The 16,243-nt window shown below is 65.4% G+C and carries 15 protein-coding genes; 12 read left to right on the plus strand and 3 right to left on the minus strand.

The window, feature by feature from the left end; all coding sequences use genetic code 11:
* Position 1 precedes the first annotated feature (1 nt).
* The 7 genes from AC1Q6Z_RS12645 to AC1Q6Z_RS12675 all read left to right on the plus strand — a co-directional run bounded on the left by AC1Q6Z_RS12645 (position 2) and on the right by AC1Q6Z_RS12675 (position 7,995).
* Positions 2-331 (plus strand): 4Fe-4S binding protein, encoded by a 330-nt coding sequence (locus tag AC1Q6Z_RS12645; protein ID WP_435265694.1) that lies wholly within the window; start codon positions 2-4, stop codon positions 329-331.
* Between the two features lie 16 nt (positions 332-347).
* The gene (locus tag AC1Q6Z_RS12650) at positions 348-1,184 is read left to right on the plus strand and encodes an ABC transporter ATP-binding protein (RefSeq protein ID WP_492648063.1); all 837 of its coding nucleotides are present in this window, start codon (positions 348-350) and stop codon (positions 1,182-1,184) included.
* A gap of 11 nt (positions 1,185-1,195) precedes the next feature.
* Positions 1,196-2,059 (plus strand): ABC transporter permease, encoded by an 864-nt coding sequence (locus AC1Q6Z_RS12655; protein WP_492648064.1) that lies wholly within the window; start codon positions 1,196-1,198, stop codon positions 2,057-2,059.
* Between the two features lie 52 nt (positions 2,060-2,111).
* Complete coding sequence (locus AC1Q6Z_RS12660) at positions 2,112-3,137, plus strand: aliphatic sulfonate ABC transporter substrate-binding protein (protein ID WP_492648065.1); 1,026 nt, start codon at positions 2,112-2,114, stop codon at positions 3,135-3,137.
* 56 nt (positions 3,138-3,193) lie between these two features.
* Positions 3,194-4,618 carry an MFS transporter gene (locus AC1Q6Z_RS12665; protein ID WP_492648066.1) on the plus strand — a complete coding sequence of 475 codons (1,425 nt, stop codon included), beginning with the start codon at positions 3,194-3,196 and terminating at the stop codon, positions 4,616-4,618.
* 89 nt (positions 4,619-4,707) lie between these two features.
* Complete coding sequence (locus AC1Q6Z_RS12670; protein ID WP_492648067.1) at positions 4,708-6,270, plus strand: D-aminopeptidase; 1,563 nt, start codon at positions 4,708-4,710, stop codon at positions 6,268-6,270.
* 102 nt (positions 6,271-6,372) lie between these two features.
* Positions 6,373-7,995, plus strand: a complete 1,623-nt coding sequence (locus tag AC1Q6Z_RS12675; protein ID WP_492648068.1) for an amidohydrolase — start codon at positions 6,373-6,375, stop codon at positions 7,993-7,995.
* A 75-nt stretch (positions 7,996-8,070) separates the two neighbouring features.
* Here the strand turns inward: AC1Q6Z_RS12675 and AC1Q6Z_RS12680 are convergent, their stop codons facing one another.
* The 3 genes from AC1Q6Z_RS12680 to AC1Q6Z_RS12690 all read right to left on the minus strand — a co-directional run bounded on the left by AC1Q6Z_RS12680 (position 8,071) and on the right by AC1Q6Z_RS12690 (position 10,985).
* The gene (locus AC1Q6Z_RS12680) at positions 8,071-8,538 is read right to left on the minus strand and encodes a MarR family winged helix-turn-helix transcriptional regulator (RefSeq protein WP_492648069.1); all 468 of its coding nucleotides are present in this window, start codon (positions 8,536-8,538) and stop codon (positions 8,071-8,073) included.
* A gap of 223 nt (positions 8,539-8,761) precedes the next feature.
* Entirely contained in the window at positions 8,762-9,934 is a 1,173-nt protein-coding gene (locus tag AC1Q6Z_RS12685; RefSeq protein WP_492648070.1) for an aminotransferase, read from the minus strand.
* 31 nt (positions 9,935-9,965) lie between these two features.
* A complete protein-coding gene (locus tag AC1Q6Z_RS12690) occupies positions 9,966-10,985 on the minus strand; it encodes a LysR substrate-binding domain-containing protein (RefSeq protein WP_492648071.1) in 1,020 nt (339 codons plus the stop codon).
* A gap of 179 nt (positions 10,986-11,164) precedes the next feature.
* Between AC1Q6Z_RS12690 and speB the strand changes: the two genes are divergently transcribed.
* From speB to AC1Q6Z_RS12715, 5 genes are all read left to right on the plus strand, one after another.
* Positions 11,165-12,217 carry an agmatinase gene (gene speB / locus AC1Q6Z_RS12695; protein WP_492648072.1) on the plus strand — a complete coding sequence of 351 codons (1,053 nt, stop codon included), beginning with the start codon at positions 11,165-11,167 and terminating at the stop codon, positions 12,215-12,217.
* 171 nt (positions 12,218-12,388) lie between these two features.
* Positions 12,389-13,477, plus strand: a complete 1,089-nt coding sequence (locus AC1Q6Z_RS12700; protein ID WP_305111061.1) for an ABC transporter substrate-binding protein — start codon at positions 12,389-12,391, stop codon at positions 13,475-13,477.
* A gap of 79 nt (positions 13,478-13,556) precedes the next feature.
* Positions 13,557-14,591: an ABC transporter ATP-binding protein gene (locus AC1Q6Z_RS12705; RefSeq protein ID WP_492648073.1), complete on the plus strand. Its 1,035-nt coding sequence runs from the start codon at positions 13,557-13,559 to the stop codon at positions 14,589-14,591.
* Complete coding sequence (locus AC1Q6Z_RS12710) at positions 14,588-15,442, plus strand: ABC transporter permease (protein WP_439615684.1); 855 nt, start codon at positions 14,588-14,590, stop codon at positions 15,440-15,442. Before AC1Q6Z_RS12705 ends, AC1Q6Z_RS12710 begins: the two co-directional genes overlap by 4 nt.
* The gene (locus AC1Q6Z_RS12715; RefSeq protein ID WP_492648074.1) at positions 15,439-16,236 is read left to right on the plus strand and encodes an ABC transporter permease; all 798 of its coding nucleotides are present in this window, start codon (positions 15,439-15,441) and stop codon (positions 16,234-16,236) included. Before AC1Q6Z_RS12710 ends, AC1Q6Z_RS12715 begins: the two co-directional genes overlap by 4 nt.
* Positions 16,237-16,243: the final 7 nt, after the last annotated feature.

The raw sequence follows: 16,243 nt of genomic DNA on the forward strand, positions 1-16,243 counted from the left end.
GATGATCGAAGTCATCTCCGCCGACCGCTGCATCCGCTGCGATATCTGCGAACGCATCTGTCCGGCTTTCGTTTTCGACCGCGACGAGACGGGGCTGCCCGTCATCGCCCGGCAGGACGACTGCCAGACCTGCTTTCTCTGCGAAATCTACTGCCCGACCGATGCCCTCTACGTCGCCGAACATGCGGATGGCCCGATCGGTATCACGGAGCCCGACGTCCTCGAACGCGACCTCTTCGGCGCCTATGCCCGCTCCCTTGGCTGGAGCCGCGGGCGCGCCGGAGGCGCACAGAACGACCCGACCCGCCACATCCGCGTGGCGCAGGTCTGAGAAGGAGACTTTGACCATGGAACGCATCGCCGTCAGCGCCGTCCGAAAATCCTTCAACCTGAAGCCCGGCCAGACCGTGACCGTCGACGGCGTCACCTCGAACCGCATCGCCGTGCTGGACGGTGTCGACCTCACCATCAACAGCGGCGAGTTCATCACGCTGGTCGGCCCCTCCGGCAGCGGCAAGTCGGTGCTGCTCGACGTGATCGCGGGGCTGACCGAGGCGACCTCCGGCATCGCCCGCATCGACGGCATCGAGGTGTCGAAGCCGCATGCCCGCACGGCCTATGTCTTCCAGCAATACGCGCTTTTCCCGTGGCGCACGGCCTTGCAGAATGTCGAATATGCGCTGGAGGTGCGCGGCGTCGCCGCTGCCGAACGGCGCGAGAAGGCCCTGCATTTCCTGCATCTCTTCGGGCTCCAGGGCTTCGAGGACCGGTTCCCGTCGCAGCTTTCCGGCGGCATGCAGCAGCGCGTGGCGATTGCCCGCGCGCTCTCCACCGATCCGCAGGTGCTGCTGATGGACGAGCCCTTCGCAGCACTCGACGCCCAGACGCGCGACATCCTGCAAAGCGAGCTGCTGCGCATCTGGGAGCAGATCAAGACGACCGTCGTCTTCGTCACGCATTCGATCGACGAGGCGATCTATCTCGCCGACCGCGTCGTGGTGATGACCGCCCGCCCGGCGAGCGTCAAGGAGATCGTCGATATCGACCTGCCGCGCCCGCGCGATCTCGATATCCGCAACAGCCCCGACTTCAACGCCTATCGCGGCCGCGTCTGGGAAAGCCTGCGCGACGAAGTCGGCAAGGCCCAGCGCGACTGGACCGTTGCTTCCACCTACGCCAACTGAGGGAGGATCGGATGAGCCTGATCGTCGACCGCAATCCGCCGCTTCGCAACACCTTCTCGCTGCGCCGCAAGCGCACGCTGCCGAAGGCGCCGACAGCACTTGGCGAGACCTTCTCCACCATCACGCTCGGCCTGCCGGCGCTGATCGCCTTCGCGCTGCTGTGGGAGATCGCGCCGCGCGCCGGCTGGATCAATTCGCTGTTCTTTCCGCCGCTGAGCCAGGTGCTCTCGGTGCTGTGGGAGATGATCGTCTCCGGCCAGCTCGCCGACCATATCGGCATCAGCCTGCAACGGGCGGCGATCGGCTTTGCGCTGGCCGTCGTCGTCGCCGTGCCGCTCGGCTTCCTGATGGGGCGCTATACGCTGTTCGAAAAGGCGTCGGATTTCCTCGTCCAGACGCTGCGCAACACCTCGCAATTCGCGCTGCTGCCGGTCTTCATCCTGCTGCTCGGCATCGGTGAGGCCTCGAAGATCGCCATCACCTTCTACGCTGCCGTGTTCTTCCTGCTGATCAACACGATCGTCGGCGTGAAGTCGGTCGATCCGCTGCTGGTGAAGGCGGCGCGCTCCATGGGCACGTCGGACTGGGATCTCTTCAAGAAGGTGATCTTCCCGTCCGCCATTCCCTCGATCGTCGCTGGCGCGCGGCTCGGCGTAAAAACCTCGCTCTTCTCGGTCATCGCGGCCGAGATGCTCGCTGCCCAGTCCGGCATCGGCTACCTCATCCAGCACTCCTCGCTGATGCTCGAAACCGACCGCATGTATGCCGGCATCCTGACGCTGACGATCATCGGCCTCCTGCTCAACTACCTGCTCGTTGCCGGCGAACGGCGCGCCACGCACTGGCGCGGCAGCGGCGAAAGCGGCCCGAACTGAGCCTTTTGAAACGCACCCATCCTTGAACCATCGATCTCGAAAGGATCAATCCATGACCCTTCATCCGCTTCGCCGCACCCTTCTGAAACTGGCGCTCGCGCTCTCCATCCTGCCGGTCGCAGGCCTTGCTCCCGCTGTCGCCGACGAGGCGAAGCCGGAGGTCATCCGCATCGGCTCCACCGCGCCGGGCCACCTGAAATTCATCCTCTACCGCAACAAGAAGCTCTTGGAGAACGAGTTCGCCAAGGACGGCATCAAGATCGAGCTGACCACCTTCGACGGCGGCTCGGCTGCGACCGTGGCGCTCGGCTCCGGCGCCATCGACTTCACCTATATCGGCAACAACCCGTCGCTGCGCCTGGCCGCCACCGGCGCGGACGTGAAGTTGATCGGCCTTTCGAGCTGGAACCGCTCGAACGAGACGCAGATCGTCGTCAAGCCGGATTCGCCGATCCAGAAGATCGAGGACCTGAAGGGCAAGAAGGTCGCCTATCTCTCGGGCACGGTGCGCCATTCGACCTTCGCCAAGGCGCTGAAGGCGGCCGGCCTGTCGCTCACCGACGTCGAAAGCCTGAACCTCGGCATCGAAAGCTCCGGCCCGGCGCTGGTGCGCGGCGATGTCGATGCCATTGTCGAGAGCACCGGCCCGGTCCAGACGCTCGTCGAAAAGGGCGTGGCGCGCGTGATCTTCGATGCCGGCGTGTCGGGAAAGCCGGAATGGGCCGTGCCGCATCTCATCAGCGTCAACGGTGACTTCGCCCGCAAATATCCGGATATCGTGACGCGCCTGCTGGCCGTCGACATCGCAACCGACCGCTGGGCGGACTCCAACCCGGAAGAGACGATCGCGATCTTCGTCAAGGAGACCGGCAGCGGCGACAAGGCCGTGCGCGCGACCTATCCGGACGGCAAGTTCTTCCAGAACCCGGAGATCAGCGAAGAGGCGGTGCGGGCGCTTCAGGGCGAGGAAACCTTCATGGCGGACGCCGAGCTTCTGAAGGGCAAGGTCGACTACACGACCTGGATCGATCGCTCGTTCTACGACGCGGCGCTCAAGAGGGTTGCCGCCAGCAACTGATAGCGTAGGTTTGGGCGTCGGCGTGTTCGCGCCGGTGCCCCTTTTTCTTGATTGTGATGTCCTCCATTCCCGCTTCGCCGATACCGCTCCACCGCACCCGCATCGTCCCGGCCGTCGTCGCCGTGGCCTTCTTCATGCAGATGCTCGACAGCACGATCATCGCGACGTCGCTGCCGGCGATGGCGCATGCCTTTTCCACGGATGTGGTGACGCTGAACATCGGCTTTACGGCCTATCTGCTGGCGATGGCGGTGTTCATTCCGCCCGCCGGCTGGCTCGCCGATCGGTTTGGCGCCCGCGCGGTGTTCCTTTCGGCCATCGTGCTCTTCACGCTCTCTTCCGTCGCCTGCGGATTTTCCGGCTCGCTGGCGGAATTCACCGCGGCGCGGCTGTTCCAAGGCGCATCCGCCGCGCTGATGACGCCGGTCGGGCGCCAGTTCGTGCTGCGCGGCGCGCCGAAGGCGGAACTGGTGCGGGCGATCGCCACCATCACCTGGCCGGCTTTGATCGCCCCCGTCATCGGGCCTTTGATCGGCGCCTGGATCACCACCCATGCGGGCTGGGAGTGGAATTTCTTCATCAACCTGCCGCTCGGCCTTCTCGGCGTCGTGCTCGTCGCCTTCTTCGTGCCGCATACGCCGGGCGAGGGGCCGCGCCCCTTCGATCTGCCGGGCTTTCTCCTGACCGGCGGCGCATTGGCGCTGACGCTGGCGGGGCTGGAACTCTCCAGCGCCTCGACGGGCGGTGCCGGTGCACTGGCGATCCTTGCCGCGGGCCTCGTCGCCGGCACGCTCGCCATCCGCCATCTCAAGCGCGCGCCGCATGCCCTGCTCGACATGGCCGTGCTGAAGGTGCCGACCTTCGCCTTCGCGACGCTTTCAGCCGGCACGGCAGGGCGGCTTGCGGTCAATGCAACACCATTCTTGCTGCCCTTGCTGTTCCAGGTCGGCCTTGGCTACGACGCGGTGGAGACGGGCTCGCTCGTGCTCGTCTATTTCTTCGGCAACCTCCTGATGAAGAGCGTCACGACCCCAGCACTCCGCCTGTTCGGCTTCCGTTCGCTGCTCGTCGTCAACGGCCTGGTCGCGGCGCTCACCATCGGCGCCTTCGCCTTCGTCGACGGCGGGACGCCGCGCCTCCTGCTCTTCGGCCTGCTGATCGCCTGCGGCCTGTCGCGCTCGATGCAGTTCACCGCGCTGACGACCATCGCCTTCGCCGATGTGACGCCGGCACAGCGCAGTGCGGCTACGACGATCTCGGCCATGTTGCAGCAGCTGTCGCAGCTTCTCGGCGTCGCCGTCGCGGCCGTGGTCATCCGCCTCGCCTCCGCCTTTTTCCCCGAGACCGCCGGTGGTGGAATGCTGACGGATATCCGCGCCGCCTTCCTCTGCATCGCCGTGATCGGCTTCGTTTCCGCGCTGCGCTTCCTGGCGCTGCCGCGTGACGCCGGGGCGGAAGTCTCCGGCCACCGCCGCGGGTGAGGGCGCGCGACCCGGATTTTTGACATGTTGCTAAGCGGCTCGCGACCGGACCAATATCCGCCGGTGAGATTCGCAACGGAAAGCGCGGCATGACCAAAATCGACGACAAACGGCTCGAAGCGGAGATCGACGCGCTTCCGGCCCGGTTCCAGGGGCCGGGTGGCGTTATCGGGGTGGTCAGCGAAGGGCGGGTCGTGGCGCGCCGCACCTGGGGGTTTTCGAACCTCGACGAGCGGCATGCGATGACGCCCGACACGCGGCTGCCGATCTGCTCGATCTCCAAGCAGTTCACTTGCGCAGCCATGCTCGCCGTGTGCGGCGAGCCCGAGGCCCTAGATGCGCGGCTTTCCGCGCACCTGCCGAACTTCGAAGGCCCGATACCCACGGTGCGCGACCTTTGCAACAATCAGTCGGGACTGCGCGATTACTGGGCGCTTACCGTGCTCCACGGCGGCAAGGCGGAGCAGACCTTTTCCCGCGCCGATGCGGGCCTGGTCCTTGCCCGCATGCGAACCGGGCATTTTGCACCCGGCACGCGCTATTCTTACAGCAACGGCAATTTCCGCATTCTTTCGGACATGCTGGAGGAAGTTTCGTCCGAGACGCTCGAAGCCCTCTATGCCCGCCACATCTGGCAGCCGGCCGGCATGGCCGGCGCCGTGCTGACCGCCGACACCCGCCAGCCCGCGGATGGCGTCGTCGGCTACGAAGGCAACGACGCTTCCGGCTACCTGCCCGCAGACAACGGCATCTACTGGCGAGGCGATGCCGGCATTTCCGCTTCGCTCGACGACATGCTTGCCTATGAACGCTGGATCGATGCCACGCGCGACGATCCCGCCAGCCTCTACCAGCGCATCGCCACGCCGCAGACCTTCCGCGATGGCAAGCCGGCCGCCTATGGTTTCGGCCTGCAGCACTCCCGCCTCGGCGATTTCGCCTTCACCAGCCATGGCGGCGCGCTCCGCGGCTTCCGGGCTCACCGGATGTGCTCGACCGAGGCGCGGCTCTCGGTCGTGGTGATGTTCAACCACCACGGCGATGCCCATGGCGCGGCGCACAGGCTGGCGCGCGCGGCACTCGGCCTGCCGCATCCCGCGTCACAGCCGCTGCGCGGGAACTGGGCGGGGCAGTGGATCAGCGAGGAAACCGGCCTGCTGGCACGGCTGGAGCCCGGCCGCGAGACGGTTTCCCTGCGATTCGGCACGTCGGTCGAAGCGCTCTCGGAAGCGCCGGACGGCAGCCTCGCCTCCGCGACGGTCAAGATCGCCCGCGCGGGCGAGGACCTGCTGATGGAGCGTCCGCACGAAAATCACGCCGAGCGGCTGGTGCCTGTCCCCACCGTCTTGCCGGTGGCGGACACCCGCATCGCCGGCCGCTATCGTTCCTCCGAACTGGAGGCGGATATCGTCATCGAATGCCGCGACGGCGGCACCTATCTCTGGGCCGAGGGCTTTCTCGGCACAGGCCGCCCCGAGCTCGTCTACCCCGCTGGCCCTGACCTCTGGATCATTGTGACCCGCCGCTCGATGGACGCCCCGGCGCCGGGAGACTGGACGCTGCGCGTGATCCGCGATGGCGCGGGAAACGTCACCGGTCTGACGCTCGGCTGCTGGCTGGCGCGGGATATCGGTTATGTAAAACAGGCATGATTGGGGTTCTGCCAAAAGCGAATTGGCCAAGCCGTCCGCAAAATTTCGCGTTGTGTCTGGAGGAGGGGCGCCGCCCGTTCGGCGCTTTGGAGGGAGCATTGCATGGCAGTCCGAATTGAAGCCGATCGCATCCTGCACAATGGCCGCATCTGGCGCGGCCGGGAGGAGGGCATCAGCGCGGCTGTTGCCGTGTGGCAGGGCAAGGTGCTGGCCACCGGCAGCGATGCCGACATTCTGGCGCTCCGGGGACCCGCCACGCAGGTCATCGATCTCGAAGGCCGTTTTGCCAGCCCCGGCCTCATCGACAACCACCTGCACCTGATAGCGACCGGCATCGCCATGGGTTTCGTCGACGCCACGCCCGCGGCAGCCCCGACGCTCGCCACGCTGATGGCAGCGATCGCCGATCGTGCCGCGGCAACGCCGAAAGGCGGCTGGGTCTGCGCCCGCGGCTACGACCAGGTCAAGCTCGACACCGGCCGCCACCCGACGCGCGAGGATCTCGACCGTGCCGCCCCCGATCATCCGGTCTATTTGACGCGGGCCTGCGGCCATATCTCGATCGCCAATTCCCGTGCTCTGGCGCTTGCCGGCGTCAACGAGGCGACGCCGGTGCCCGACGGTGGCGTGATCGGCGTCACCGATGGCCGGCTGAACGGTTTTCTTGCGGAAAACGCCCAGAACCTCATCAAGGCCGCCATGCCGCCCGCGACGACCGAGGACCTCATCGACGGCATCGAGCGGGCGGGGCGCCATCTCCTGTCCTTCGGCATCACCAGCTGCATGGATGCGGCGGTCGGCCATGTTGCCGGCTTTGCCGAAATCCAGGCCTACGAGATGGCAAAACTTTCCGGCCGCCTGCCGGTGCGCGTCTGGCTGACGCTGCTCGGCGATCCCGGCGTCTCAATCGTCGAGGACGCCTGGCGGGCCGGGCTGCTTTCCGGGGTCGGCGACGACATGCTGCGCGTCGGCGGGGTCAAGATTTTTCTCGATGGTTCGGCCGGCGGGCGCACCGCCTGGATGACGAAACCCTACGAAGGCGAGCCGGACAATATCGGCGTGCAGATGCTGCCGGACGAAACGGTCGAGGCGGTGGTCAGGGATTGCCATGACCGCGGCTACCAGATGGTCTGCCACGCCATCGGCGACGGGGCGATCGAGCAGCTCATCACGGCCTATGAAAAGGCGCTCGCCGCCAATCCCGATCCAGACCGCCGCCACCGCGTCGAGCATTGCGGCTTTTCCACGCCCGCACAGAACGCCCGCATGCACGCCGCCGGCATCCTGCCCGCGCCGCAGATGGCCTTCATCCACGATTTCGGCGACAGCTACATTTCCGTGCTCGGGGAGGCGCGGGGCAAGCCGTCCTACCCGATCGGCACGTGGATGCGCATGGGCCTGAAACCCTCGACCGGCTCGGATTCGCCGGTCTGCTCACCCGATCCCTTCCCGAACCTGCACGCCATGATCACGCGCCAGACCGGCAAGGGCACGGTGATGGAGGCATCCGAACGGCTGAGCCCGGAGGAAGCCCTTCAGGCCTACACGGAATACGGCGCCTGGTCACAGAAGGCCGAGGCGGTGAAGGGGCGGCTTGTGCCGGGCCAATGGGCCGACATTGCCGTCTTCGACAACGATCTCCTGAATGCCGAGCCTCACATCCTGTCGGGCACCCGCTGCCTGCTGACCTTGCTTGCAGGCCGTGTCGTGCATGATGCGCGCTAGAGGTCTGCAAACCTGAATCGCAGGCGACGCTCACCCACACCTATTGGCGCGACTGATTAACCCAACCGGGGTACGTCACCCGATCAACCGCGAGAGCAGCGTCAGGAACTGTTCGCGGGCGCCCAGGCTGCCGAGCCGTTCGAGGCAGTCGGCCTCGAAGTCTGCCTCGGCGCGCCGGGCGTCTGCCAGCAGGTGTTGGCCGGCGGGGGTGAGGTAGAGCGCGTAGGAGCGCCGGTCGTTCGGAGCGCTGCGCCGCTCTGTCAGGCAGCGGCTTTCGAGGTCGTTCATCAGCGCCACGAAATTCGCTCGCTGGATGCCGAGCGCCGTCGCAATCTCCGATTGTTTTCGCCCCGGCCGCTCCGCGATCAGCGCCAGCACGCAGAATTCGGCGGGGCGTAAATCGACACGGGAGAAATGGTGGAGGAAGCGGTGGACGAACTGCCCGTGCGCGCGCCTTAACTGATGGACGACGCTTTGCGCGACGGCGGAAGCTTCAAGCACGTCTGCGATGCTGGACTCGTAAGTTTGGCTTATCTTTTCCATGGCTTGGCCATCTTTCTCCCACCCGGCGGCGTTTCCGGCTTACGGCCTGCCATAGAGCATAGGAGCAAGTTTTCCACGCGCAAGATGCGGCATCGATGATTGCAGGAATTTTCTACGCGCAATCAGGGGGCGAGAAATCATTTTGCTGAATTTCGCCCATTGGTCGATGTCCCGAGCCTGCGTCGGGGCACCTTTTCTCAACCCAGGGATAGGTTCGGCGTCCTCAGTCGAGTGCGAATCGGTTGAGGCGGTCCTTCAGCAGCGCGATCGTCTCGACGTCGGCATTGGCGAAGGCGAAGCGCAGGTAGCCTTCCTGCCGGGCGCCAAAGTAGCTGCCGGGCAGGCAGAGGATGCCCGCTTCCTTGGCAAGCTTTTCCGCCACGCGGGCGGAAGGTGCGGCGCCGAACGGATGGCCGATGAAGGCGAAATAGGCGCCGACCGCGCCGACGCGCCAAGAGGGGACGCCGGCCATCGTCGAAAGAAGCCCCTCGACGCGCCTGGCGATCTCGCGGCGGTTTTCCTCGCGCCAGTCGGCCAAAAGCGGCAGCGCGGTGGCGACGGCGGCCTGGGCGGAGCGGGGCGGGCAGATCTGCAGGTTGTCCATGATCTTCGCGACCTGCGTGACGACATCGGCACCCGCGGTGATCGCGCCCAGGCGATGGCCGGGAATGCAGAAGGATTTGGAGAAGCTGTAGAGGCTGATCAGCGTGTTCTCCCAGCCTGCGCGGCTGAACAGGTCATGCGGCCTGCCGGCACCCGCGGGCAGGAAATCGCGATAGGTCTCATCGAGGATGAGCCAGACGCCGCGCGCGGCGCAGAGATCGTAGATGGCCGCAAGCAGCGCCGGCGGATAGACCGCACCGGTCGGGTTGTTCGGCGAGACGAGGGCGACGGCGCGCACGTCCGGGGTGATGGCTGCGGCAAGGGCATCGACATCCGGCAGGAAGCCGTTTGCCGGATCGCAGGCGGCGAACCGGGTCTTGATGCCCAGCATGGCGAGCGTGGTTTCCTGGTTGAAATAGTAGGGATCGGTCATCAGCACGGCATCGCCGGCACCGGCGATCGCCATGGCGGCGCAGATGAAGGCCTGGTTGCACCCGGCCGTAACATGGATGTTGCCGGCAGAAAGGGCGACGCCGTAGGTCCCGGAGACATGGTTGGCATAGGCCTTGCGCAGGCTGTCCTCGCCCTCGATCGGCCCGTAGCCGGTATAGGCACGCGAGGCGGCATTTTCACCGAGCAGGCGCAGCATGTCGGGATGCGGCGGATAGCCGGGCACGGCCTGCGACAGGTCGATCATCGGGCCGCTGCGGCCGTCATAGGCATCGCCCCAGGCGAAGACGGCGGGGATCGGCGGCGGTGCGAGGGATTCGACGAGCGGGTTGAAGCGAGGCATGGTCATGTCCGTAAAATCGGGGTCGTGAAGATCAGGCGCGGGTCTTGCGCTGGGTGGGAGTGGCCCGGCGCTTGGCCGGGGCGGGCGTCGCAATCGGGCGAAGGCTTTCCGCCGCGCGGCCGCTGCGCCCGCGCAGGATCATGCGGGCGGAGGTCTGCGGCTCGGGCATGCTTTCCTCCAGCGAGGCGAAGAACCAGTCGATGAACACCTTGACGATCGGCGTCTGGCGCACCGCTTGCCGGCAGGCGACATAGAAGGCGTCGTAGGCCGGCACCGTGAGGTCGAAGGGCACGACCAGCTCGCCGCGGGCGATCAGGTTGCTGGCGGTGATGGTGTCGCCGAGCGCGATGCCCTGCCCGTGCAGGGCGGCCTCGGTGGAAAGGCGGGCGTCGCTCATGAAATGCTGGCGGCCGCGCACCACGTCCACGGCATCGGCGGCGGAGAGCCAGGTGTTCCATTCGCGTCCGTCATCGCCATGGAACAGCGTGTGGTCCGAGAGATCGCGCAGCGAGCGCAGCGGCCGGCTGTTCAGCAGCGTCGGGCTGGCGATGGGGAAGAGTTGCAGCTTCGACCAGAGCCGCGTCCAGCAGTCCGGCCAGTTGCCGTCGCCGTAGAGCAGGCAGACATCCGTGTCGAGCGAGCGCAGGTGGTCCGGATCGTTGGAGGCGATGAGCGTCACGCGCACGCCCGGAAACTGGTCGGTAAAGGCGTTGAGGCGCGGGATCAGCCAGAGCGACAAAAGCGCCGGCACGCAGGTGATGGTGATGTCGCCGCTGGTCTCCGGCTGTTTCATCAGCGCGGTCGCCGCCGCGATCTCGCCAAACGCATTGGTGACGGCCGGCAGCAGCAGCGCGCCCTGCGGCGTCAGCTTAAGCCGCTTGCCGCCGCGCTCGAACAGCACGGTGCCGAGCGATTCCTCCAGCGCGCGGATCTGGTGGCTGACGGCGCCATGCGTCACGTTCAACTCGCGCGCGGCGGCCGAAACGGCACCCCGGCGGGCAGTCGCCTCGAAGGCGCGAAGCGGGTTGAGCGGTGGCAGGCGGGAGGCCATTGGGAAACCTGATCCGTGAGTTTTTCTCACATCAAACGCTATAACAATATCAATTGATTTTCTAGGCGTTTTATTACGATAATGTGAAAAACGAGGGCAAAGCCCCGGGGGAACATAGTTTGGACGCTTCTTGCACCGGCCCCCGGTCTGCCCGCATTTCTGATGGTGAGGTAGCGACGATGGACGGCAAAAAGCTCGACGAACTCAAGGCGAAATACGGCGCAAGCCACGGCGGCGAACTGTTCGACCCCGCCTTCCGCAAGGTCGCCGACAAGATATTCACGAAGAACGGCACGCGCCTTGCGCCCTTTGCCGGCGTGCCGACCTTCCTCTCCGCCCCCTATATGCCGGTCGATGCCAACGAGCCGGACTTCGGCAACCTCCAGGTCGCCATCACCGGCGTGCCGATGGACCTCGGCGTCACCAACCGTCCGGGCTCGCGCTTCGGACCGCGCGCCATGCGCACCATCGAGCGCATCGGCCCCTATAACCATGTGCTCGACTGCGCGCCGGTGCAGGACCTGCGCGTGGCCGATATCGGCGACGTGCCGTTCCAGAGCCGCTATCGGCTGGAACTCAGCCATGACGACATCGAGAAGCGCTTCAACCAGATCGTCGATGCCGGCGTGATCCCGCTTGCTGTCGGCGGCGACCATTCGATCACGCACCCGATCATGAAGGCGGTTGGCAAGAAGCGGCCGGTCGGCATGATCCATATCGACGCCCATTGCGATACGGGCGGCTCCTTCGACGGCACCAAGTTCCACCACGGCGGCCCGTTCCGCAACGCGGTGCTAGACGGCGTGCTCGACCCGACCCGCACCATCCAGATCGGCATTCGCGGCTCGTCGGAATATCTCTGGGAGTTCTCCTACGAGTCCGGCATGACGGTCATCCATGCCGAAGAAGTGAACGGCCTCGGCATTCCGGCCATCATCGAGAAGGCGAAGGCCATCGTCGGCGACGGCCCGACCTATCTCTCCTTCGACGTCGACAGCCTCGATCCGAGCTTTGCGCCGGGCACCGGCACGCCGGAAATCGGCGGGCTGACGACGCGCGAGGTGCTGGAGCTGATCCGCGGCCTCAAGGGCGTCAACCTAGTCGGCGGCGACGTGGTGGAGGTCGCCCCGCAATATGACGCGACCACGAACACCGCCCAGGCGGGCGCGCAGGTGCTCTTCGAAATTCTGAGCCTGATGGTATTCAGCCCTTCCGTGGCGCGGACCGCCTGACACGAGCAATTCCAGCAAAAGTGCGAAGCGGTTTTGCGTCCGGTATTGCGTAAAAACAGGAAAACAGACCATTTTCGCGATTCGGAGAAGCGCGGAAATGTTCTAGAATAGCAACAATGGGAACGCGCCCGGCGGGAAGCAACCCGCCGGCCTAACAGGAGAAAGACGACTATGCGTGACATCCTCAAGACCAATGTCAGCCGCCGCGCCGTGCTCGGCGCCGGCGTCGCCGGTGCCTCGCTGCTCGCCATGCCGGCAGTGCTGCGTGCGCAGGACAAGTCGCTGAAGGTCGGCGTCTACGGCGGTTACTTCAAGGATTCGTTCGACAAGAACATCTTTGCCGATTTCACCAAGGAAACCGGCATCGCCGTCGAATCCGTCGCCGAGCCGACGGGTGAAGCCTGGCTCGTGCAGCTCGAACAGGCCGCCAAGGCCGGCCAGGCGCCCGCCGACGTCTCGATGATGTCGCAGGTCGCCATGCTGAAGGGCCAGACCACCGAGCTCTGGGCGCCGCTCGACACGGCGAAAATCCCCAACGCCACCAACCTCATCGATCATTTCGTCAACAAATATCCGGACGGCCGCGTTGCCGGTATCGGTGCCGTCGCCTGGTACATCACGCTCGTCACCAACACGGATGTCTTCAAGGAAGCGCCGACCTCCTGGAACGCGCTGTGGGATCCGGCGAATGCCGACAAGCTCGGCCTGCTGGCGCTCGTCTCCAACTCCTTCCTGCTGGAAGTGACGGCGAAGACCCATTTCGGCGGCACGAATGCGCTCGACACCGAGGAAGGCCTTCTCAAGGCTTTCGAAAAGCTTGCCGAAGTGAAGCCGAATGTTCGGCTCTGGTATCGTGACGAGGCACAGTTCGAACAGTCGCTGAAGTCGGGCGAAATCCCGATGGGCCAGTATTACCATGACGTGACGGGTCTTGCTGCCGCTGACGGCCAGCCGGTCCGCTCCACCTTCCCGAAGGAAGGCGGCATCATGGATTCCGGCTGCTGGGCGCTGTCGCGCGCGTCTGAAAAGGTCGAGGAGGCTCACACCTTCATCAACTACATGAGCCAGCCGAAGATCCAGGCGATCCTGTCGCGCAAGGTCGGCACCGCGCCGACGGTCAAGCGCGACCTCATCGACCTGACGGCCGAGGAATTCGCCGCCGTGTCGTCTGATATCGAGCCGATCATCCCGCGCTACGACCTCTACACCACCAAGGCCGACTGGCTGAACCAGAAGTGGACGGAAATGATCGCAGGCTGAGGCCTGTCCATTGCCGAAGACACCGGCCGGCTGAAAAGCCGGCCGGTCAAGAAACCATAAAACGCCGCGCGGGGAACCCATGTCCGGACTGACTCTCCAGAATATCGTCAAGCAGTTCGGCCAGTTTACGGCCGTCAAGAATGTCGAACTGACCGTGCCGCACGGCACCTTCGTCTGCCTGCTTGGCCCCTCCGGCTGCGGCAAGACCACGCTGATGCGCATGGTCGCCGGCCTCGACCTGCCGACGAGCGGGGCGATCCAGCTCGACGGCAAGGACATCACCAATGTGCCGACGCACAAGCGCGATCTCGGCATGGTCTTCCAGTCGCTGGCGCTCTTCCCCCACCTGACGGTCGGCGAGAACATCGCCTATTCGCTGCGCATCCGCGGCATCGGCAAGGAGGAGCAGAAGAAGCGCGTCGACGAGCTTCTCTCGATGATCCATCTCACCGGCTATGCCGACCGCCCCGTCGCCAAGCTTTCCGGCGGCCAGCGCCAGCGCGTTGCGATTGCCCGCGCGCTTGCCATCTCGCCGAAACTCTTCCTGCTCGACGAACCGCTTTCCGCCCTTGACGCCAAGCTGCGTGAAGCGATGCAGGTCGAGCTTCGCCAACTCCAGCAGCGCCTCGGCATCACCACCATCGTCGTCACCCACGACCAGCGCGAGGCGATGACCATGGCCGATACGGTCGTGGTGATGAACAGCGGCGAAATCCGCCAGGCCGCTGCCCCGGTCGAGATCTACCGCCGCCCGGCCGATACCTTCGTCGCCGACTTCATCGGCATGACCAACCTCATCGATTTTTCCGCCGACAGCACCGGCGCCCATGTGCTCGGCACACCGGTCACCGGCCTTGCCATTCCGGCCGGCCTCAAGTCCGGCGTGCTTTCGGTGCGCCCGGAAGACGTGCACCTGACGGCGCCCGGCAATGGCGCGATCTCCGGCACCGTCACCTTCGTGCGCGATCTCGGCGGCACGATCGAGACCTTCGTGGAGGCCGGCGGCAAGCAGGTCGTCGCCGTCTCCATGCCGAATGCACGGCCGGACGTCGCGGTCGGGCAAACGGTCGGCATCAAGCTCAACCCGGCCGATTGCGTGGTGCTCAAGTCATGAGACGCGAAGCCCCGCAAAAACTCACGGATTATGGCCCGCTGTTCTTTCCCGCGGGCATGCTGATCGTGTTCTTCGTCGTGCCCTTTGCGACGATGATCGCCGTCTCCTTCTTCCGGCGCGATCCGTCCGGCTTCTACACGCCGGATTTCGTCTTCGACAATTATGCCCGCTTCCTCAGCCTGTTCTTCGGCAAGGTGCTCGGCTTCTCGCTGTTCCTCGCGGTCATGGTCGCGATCTGCTGCGTCGTGCTCGCCGTGCCCTTCACCTATCTGCTGTCGCGCGCCAAGCGCCGGACGCAGGTGCTCTGGCTGGTGGCGCTGCTTTCCATCCTGTCGCTGTCCGAGGTCATCATCGGCTTTGCCTGGTCGACGCTGTTCTCGCGCACCGCCGGCATCACCAATCTCCTCGTGATGCTCGGCGTCATGGAGCAGGCGGTGGCGCTCAATCCGAGTTTCAGCGCGGTGCTGACCGCCATGGTCTACCAGGCGCTGCCCTATACCGTGCTCGTGCTCTATCCCGCCCTCGTACGGCTCGACCCGACGCTCACGGAAGCCGCGAGAACGCTGGGCGCCTCGCCGATCAAGTCCTTCTTCACCGTCGTCGTGCCGGCGCTGCGCAACACCATCGTGGCGACGCTGATCATGGTCTTCATCTTCGCGCTCGGTTCCTACCTGCTGCCGCAGATCCTCGGCCGGCCACAGCACTGGACGCTCTCGGTGCTCATCACCGACCAGGCGATCTACCAGTCCAACATGCCGTTCGCCGCCGCCATGGCCGTGTTCCTCGTGCTCGTCACGCTCGGCCTCGTCGCACTCACGGTCTATGCCGGCCGCAAGGGAGAAGCCGCATGAACACGTTTCTGCAAAAGGCCTATTTCGGCCTGATCGGCCTCTTCCTGTCGCTGCCGCTCATCGTGGTGGCCGGCGTCTCGGTCAATGAAAAGCAGGACCTCGCCTTCCCGCCGAAGGGCTTTTCGCTCGGCTGGTATGCGGAGATCTTCACCAATGTCGAATGGCGCAACGCACTCTTCGCCTCGATCACGCTTGCGGCGCTGTCGGCCGCCGTGGCTCTGCTCATCGCGCTGCCGCTCGCCTGGTTCCTCTGGCGGCGCCATGCGCCCTGGGCGAACATTTTCCAGCTGCTCGGCGTCGCACCCTTCACGTTGCCGCCGGTCATCACGGCGCTCGGCCTCCTGACCTTCTGGGCGGCGACCGGCTTCTACGGCCAGCCGGCGACCGCCGTCATCAGCCATGCGATCTTCTTCGTGACGCTGCCGCTGGTGACGCTGTCGCTCGGCTTCTCCTCCATCGACCGTTCGCTGGTGGAAGCGGCCGCGACCATGGGCGCCGACGACCGCACGATTTTCCGCACGGTTGTCCTGCCGCTGATCCTGCCCTACCTCATCTCCGGTTACGCGTTCGCCTTCGTGCTGTCGCTCAACGAATACATCGTCGCCTATATGACGATCGGTTTCACCATGGAGACGCTGCCGATCAAGATTTTCAATGCGTTGCGCTACGGCTACACACCGACGATGGCCTCGGTGACGATCCTCTTCGTCGCGATCGCCGCCACCATCTTCGGCCTCGTCGCGCGCCTCGGGGATCTGCCGAAACTGCTCGGCGCGATGTCGACGAAGGACTAGGAGCAAC

The sequence above is a fragment of the Shinella sp. GW835-FHT14H05 genome, assembly GCF_058793575.1.